This window comes from Pseudomonas sp. NPDC088429, assembly GCF_044753305.1.
In the GTDB taxonomy this organism is placed as follows: domain Bacteria; phylum Pseudomonadota; class Gammaproteobacteria; order Pseudomonadales; family Pseudomonadaceae; genus Aquipseudomonas; species Aquipseudomonas rustica.
Window position 1 is genome coordinate 1 of sequence record NZ_JBIVMX010000122.1, and the last position, 5,567, is coordinate 5,567.

At 53.7% G+C, this 5,567-nt stretch carries 7 protein-coding genes; 4 read left to right on the top strand and 3 right to left on the bottom strand.

The annotated features are described in order from the left end of the window. The 3 genes from ACIP66_RS27995 to ACIP66_RS28005 all read right to left on the bottom strand — a co-directional run. Nucleotides 1–668 (bottom strand): amino acid ABC transporter permease (locus ACIP66_RS27995; protein ID WP_400652453.1); only part of this gene is annotated, 668 nt, incomplete at its 3' end. Beyond that, nucleotides 665–1,339, bottom strand: a complete 675-nt coding sequence (locus tag ACIP66_RS28000; RefSeq protein WP_053124909.1) for an amino acid ABC transporter permease — start codon at nt 1,337–1,339, stop codon at nt 665–667. The genes ACIP66_RS28000 and ACIP66_RS27995, both read right to left, overlap by 4 nt. 21 nt (nt 1,340–1,360) lie before the next feature. Continuing rightward, a complete protein-coding gene (locus ACIP66_RS28005) occupies nt 1,361–2,146 on the bottom strand; it encodes a transporter substrate-binding domain-containing protein (protein WP_400652456.1) in 786 nt (261 codons plus the stop codon). A 256-nt stretch (nt 2,147–2,402) separates the two neighbouring features. On the opposite strand from ACIP66_RS28005, the gene ACIP66_RS28010 reads away from it, so the two are divergent. The 4 genes from ACIP66_RS28010 to trxA all read left to right on the top strand — a co-directional run bounded on the left by ACIP66_RS28010 (nt 2,403) and on the right by trxA (nt 5,306). After that, nucleotides 2,403–3,098 carry a FadR/GntR family transcriptional regulator gene (locus ACIP66_RS28010; RefSeq protein WP_400652459.1) on the top strand — a complete coding sequence of 232 codons (696 nt, stop codon included), beginning with the start codon at nt 2,403–2,405 and terminating at the stop codon, nt 3,096–3,098. 147 nt (nt 3,099–3,245) lie between these two features. Beyond that, complete coding sequence (locus ACIP66_RS28015) at nt 3,246–4,328, top strand: GAF domain-containing protein (RefSeq protein WP_400652461.1); 1,083 nt, start codon at nt 3,246–3,248, stop codon at nt 4,326–4,328. A 47-nt stretch (nt 4,329–4,375) separates the two neighbouring features. Continuing rightward, the gene (locus ACIP66_RS28020; protein ID WP_400652463.1) at nt 4,376–4,591 is read left to right on the top strand and encodes a hypothetical protein; all 216 of its coding nucleotides are present in this window, start codon (nt 4,376–4,378) and stop codon (nt 4,589–4,591) included. A gap of 385 nt (nt 4,592–4,976) precedes the next feature. After that, on the top strand, nt 4,977–5,306 hold the full coding sequence (trxA, locus tag ACIP66_RS28025; RefSeq protein WP_003206727.1) for a thioredoxin TrxA: 330 nt from the start codon (nt 4,977–4,979) through the stop codon (nt 5,304–5,306). Nucleotides 5,307–5,567 lie beyond the last annotated feature (261 nt).

Sequence of the window (5,567 nt, forward strand, 5' to 3'; positions counted from 1 at the left end):
TTAACCCTTTCTGGTCTTCCCCCCCCGCCCCCCCGGGAAACTCCCCCACCGCCACCCCCTCGCCCCTCTGCCCGCGAAACCAGGAAGTAGCCGAGGGCGACGAGGCCGTAGACCATGAACGGTTCAAACGTGGCGTTGGCGAGCATGCCGCCGGTCTTGGTCAATTCGGTGAAGCCGATGATCGAGGTCACCGCGGTGCCTTTGACCACTTGCACCGAGAAACCCACGGTCGGCGCCACGGCAATGCGCAGCGCTTGCGGCAGGATCACGTAGCGCAGTTGCTCCAGAGGATTGAGCGCCAGACTCGCCGAGGCTTCCCACTGGCCATGCGCGATCGACTCGACGCAACCGCGCCAGATCTCCGCCAGATAAGCGCTGGTGAACAAGGTCAGGGCAATCGCTGCGGCCATCCACGGCGAGATTTCGATCCCGGCCAGGGCCACGCCGAAGAACACCAGAAACAGCTGCATCAACAGCGGCGTGCCCTGAAACAGCTCGATCCAAGTGCGGGCGATATTGCTCGACAGAGGGTTTTTCGAGATGCGCATGATCAGGATCAGCAGCCCGACGAGGCCGCCGCCGATAAACGCCACCAGCGACAATGCCAGCGTCCATTGCAGACCGATGAGCAGGTTGCGCAGGATGTCCCAGAAGGTGAAATCGCTCATGCGCGGCCCCCGCTTCGGCTGATGTAACGACGGCCGATCCAGTTGAGTAACTGGCGAATCAGCAGCGCCATGCACAGGTAGATCAACGTGGTCAGCGCATAGGTTTCAAAGGCGCGGAAGTTGCGCGACTGAATGAAGTTGGCAGCGAAGCTCAACTCTTCGGTGGCGATCTGCGAACACACCGCCGAACCGAGCATGACGATGATGATCTGGCTGCTTAGCGCCGGCCAGACCTTGCCCAGCGCCGGCAGCAGCACCACATGGCGGAACGCTTCAAAACGCGTCATCGCCAGTGCCGCTGCGGCTTCCAGTTGCCCGCGCGGAATCGCCTGAATGCCGGCACGGATGATCTCGGTCGAATAGGCACCGAGGTTGATCACCATCGCCAGCACCGCCGCTTGCCACTCGGAAATCTGCACGCCCAGCGACGGCAGGCCGAAGAAGATAAAGAACAACTGCACCAGAAACGGCGTGTTGCGGATCAACTCGACGTAGACGCCAAAGATCGCCGAGAACGGACGGATGTTCCACGCCCGCACCAACGCCCCGACAATGCCCACGCCAACCCCGAGCAGCGCGCCGATGGCCGTCAGCTCAAGGGTGAACAGCGCCCCGCGCAGCAATAGGTCGGTGTTTTGCACCACCGGCATGAAATCGAACTGATAAGCCATGGAGGTCTCCCGCGCAGTCGATCAGAGATCGGCCGGCAGCGGCTCTTTCAGCCAGGTCTGCGAATTCTTTTCCAGCGCGCCGTCAGCCTTGGCGCTGGTCAGAATGTCGTTGACCTTGGCCAGCAGCGCCGCTTCGTTCTTGTTCACGCCGACGTAAACCGGCGAATCCTTGAGCTTCACTTTCAGTGCCGGCACGCGTTTCGGGTTCTTCTCGCTGATCGCGACCATCACCACGTTGCCGCTGGCGATCAGGTCGACCTGCCCGGCGAGGTAAGCGGCGATGGTCGAGTTGTTGTCTTCGAAGCGCTTGATGGTCACGCCTTCGGGGGCGACCTTGGTCAATTCGATGTCTTCGATGGCGCCACGGGTGACGCTGATGGTCTTGCCCTTAAGGTCGTCGAGGTTGTTGATCGCCGCGTCTGGCGGGCCGAACACCGCGAGGTAGAACGGTGCGTAGGCGCGGGAGAAGTCGATGACTTTCTCGCGCTCGGCGTTTTTGCCGAGGCTGGAAATCACCAGATCGACTTTGCCGGTGGTGAGAAACGGGATGCGGTTGGTGCTGTTGACCGGGGTCAGCTCGAGTTTGACCTTGAGCTGGTCGGCCAGCAGTTTTGCCGTGTCGATGTCGAGGCCACGAGGTTTCATGTCCGGGCCGACCGAGCCGAACGGCGGGAAGTCTTGCGGCACGGCAACTTTCAGCGTGCCGCGTTTGACCACGTCATCGAGACCGTCGGCGTGAGCAGGTATCTGGCTGAGCATCAGGCTGGAAAACAGGGCGGCGAGGAGGGCGCTGTAACGCTTGGTCATGGACAATCTCCGGATCGGCGAGAAGTGATTTCTGCGTTCGGACAGAGCATGCGCCGTGCCAATATGTGGCTGTCGTCGCGGCAGGCCGCGGTTTCAGCGGCTTTGTTCGGTCTTACTGGTCTGAACAGTCAGGTTGTTTTTCGCACTGCGATAGCGCATCGGTCGCGATCACCGAACCCCGCTGGGGCATGACTTGCCGGACTCGGCGAATAGCTTTACAACTAGCCGCACATTGGCCTGACGCGTCTGAATAACCATGAATTCGATTTCCCGTGCAGTACCCGAAGTGGCGCTGCAAGCGATCCGCAAACTGATCACCGAACAGGGTTTCGGCGCCGGCGATGCCTTGCCGTCGCAACGCGATCTGGCGTTGCAACTGGGGGTGAGCCGGGCGTCGTTGCGCGAGGCGTTGTCATCGCTGAGTGCGTTGGGCGTGGTCAGTATTCAGCCGGGCAAAGGCGTGTTCGTGCAGGCGCCGGTGGAGTTGTCGTCGGGCGAAAACGCGCCGGGCTGGTCATTCGCTGCGCAGGCGTCGCCGCTGGATATTTTTCAGTTGCGCTATGCGCTGGAAGGCTTTGCCGCCGGGTTGGCGGCAGTGACGTTGAGCACGTTTGATCTGGATGCGCTGGAGGATAATGTCGCGGCGATGCGCGAGCAATTGAAGGCCGGCGACTTTGAGGCGGCAGCGAAACTCGACTTCGAATTCCACCGGCGCATTCTCCTGGCCAGCGGCAATCAGGCGATGCTGAGCATCCTCACCGCCAGCGCCGAGATGTTCCTCGAGAGCCAGAAACTACCGTTCATCCGTGCCGAACGCGCCATGGAAACCTGGCAGGAACACCGCAAAATCCTTCGCGCCCTCGCTCGCCGTGCCTCGACTGCCGCGCAAAAAGCCATGCAGGAGCACGTGCGCAATGCCGCGCTGCGCACCGGAATCGCCTTCATCTTTTAAATGGTGCTTCATCAAATTTCGTATTTAATGAAGAGTTGGCTATCTTTAGCGCTAGGTGGGTAGTTCCTATCAAAAAAAATCTACATGCAGGCTTGCAAAAAATAATAAAATCATAGGGTTAGGGATTTATTTCAAAAGGACTGCATCTTGAACACAAAAAGAAAAGATTTTATCCGGGAAGTCGAAGAGGAGGTTTCGGTTGCGGGGATCTTGCAGAGGAATGAGGCGAACAAGAGGAATGAGTCTAAAATTTTAGATGCTGTATTTGTCTTGGTGAATGTTTGGAATACGTTGTTTGCACCCATCATCATTGGTGTGCTTATCACTCATATGTTTCTTGAATATTCCAAAAAACCTGATGTGTCTCTCTGGGATGCGCTGAGCGCGTACATATCCGCGAATTTATTTATTTCCTTCTCCGCTTTCGCTTTTATTTCATTGCATGTATTTTTGAATTTTATTCTTTATAGAATGAAGGAGACTCGAGTTTCGTCATACGACGTTGCTGTTTTGAATGAGCGTCTTGATATTAATTTGGATGAAGTGGACGCTATTCAAGGGGCGCTGGAAAATATATCGAGTCAACGGCTCGCCATGAGCTTAGTAGTGGAGGCGATGGATGATTTTGTTGAGGCATATCTTGCCTATACTAAGCTGTTTCCCTCAAGTAATCTCCTGAGCTTGAAAATGGTTGAATATGGGTTGGCGTCCATGATGTCTTCAATAGTTCATGGAAGGCATGAGATATTCGGGTTTTCCGGAAAGTCTTACTACAATATGGCTGTATATGTTTATAGCGAAAGTCATAAAGAGCTTGCAGCAATATGGCGGTCATGTGACAACAGAATTGCTACCACTGGTCGCCGGTGGAAGCCTGGAATCGGGCATGTGGGTCTTGCTTTTGTCCAAAACAAGGTAAAGTTTTGTGACGATATAACCAAAAGTGATGCCAGTTCGCATACTCAGACCGCCAAGGACGATCAGAAATACTATAGATCTTTTATATCACAGCCAATTTCTATTACTCTTCGTGATGCGATAGATAATAAAAAAGTAGGCGATAAGGTCGTTGGCGTGCTAGTGTTTACGAGTAGTGAGCCGAAACAGTTTGATTTAAGGAAGCATCAACAATTTACGTTTTTTGTTTCAAAGGTCATATCAATGTATTTTTCAAGGCTGGACTGCTTTAATACATTTGTTGATCTTTGGAAGGAAGATAAGAAGCCATGAAGGCGCATTGTTTTAAATGGCTAAACTTTTTTAGAAGGAAGCCTGCTATGAAAAGCATTTCAAGCAAGTATGAAGATATGCATCGGACGTATAATGATCTGTATGAGAATGTCTTTGATGAGTTTGTTCGGGCGGAAAATATAGGGCCGGATCAAGAGGTTTCTATTTCCATAAGTCTTAAGGATATAGATAAATTGTTCGCGATGGATAAAGAGTTGTCAGAAGAATATGTCCATGAGCTAAAGCTGTCTCTGCATAAGTAGTTAGGCGGCCATTTGGTTTGGTTCTCGTGCGCATGGAATAGCGATTGCTCGAGTGGCATAGAGGCCAGAAGTTGTCCAGGATTTGGATTGTTTTTTTACTTAAACGCCAACTTCCTTTGCGCAGATCGAGAGACTAGCGGTTTGGTGATTTTCCTCAAAGCTCGGAACTGTTTTTTTTGAGTGCGACGTCAGTCGTGGAAATGTGAGCTGTGCGTCGAATGATTCGCGAGCAGTCCCTTCGTTTTTGGTTTCCAAAATTTCGCTATCTCAGCTATACCCAAACTCATCGAGTGCCATAGCAAGACTCAATCATCTGCGGCTTCCTGAACAGGGGAAGGGCGGCTATGATGGGCCACGTTTTTTTGCTTACAACCTGGAGAATTCCATGAGCAGCGATCTTATCAAACACGTTAGCGACGCTAGCTTCGAAGCCGACGTACTCAAGGCCGAAGGCGCTGTCCTGGTCGATTACTGGGCTGAATGGTGCGGTCCTTGCAAAATGATCGCTCCGGTTCTGGACGAGATTGCCGAGACTTACAAAGGCAAGCTGACCGTTGCCAAACTGAACATCGACGAAAACCAGGAAACCCCGGCCAAGCACGGCGTGCGTGGTATCCCGACGCTGATGCTGTTCAAGAACGGCAACGTTGAAGCAACCAAAGTCGGCGCACTGTCGAAGTCGCAGCTGGCAGCTTTCCTCGACGCCAACATCTAAGCGTCGCTGTAAAGTGCATTAAAAAAAGCCTCGCAAATTGCGGGGCTTTTTGCGTATTCAGGGCTAGACGCTCAGAAACTCAGGTGGTACATTCGGCCCCGCAGTGGTTTCTCCACTGCCCCCTGCTAGCCGTCGCCGACGCACTCCTTTTCGAATAAGTACGCGATCCTGTCGCCTTCTCTGCGGCGCGGCCTCATTAAGCCATAAGCTTAATTTCCCCCCCTCCATAAATGATTACTTGATTCATTTATGAATCTGACT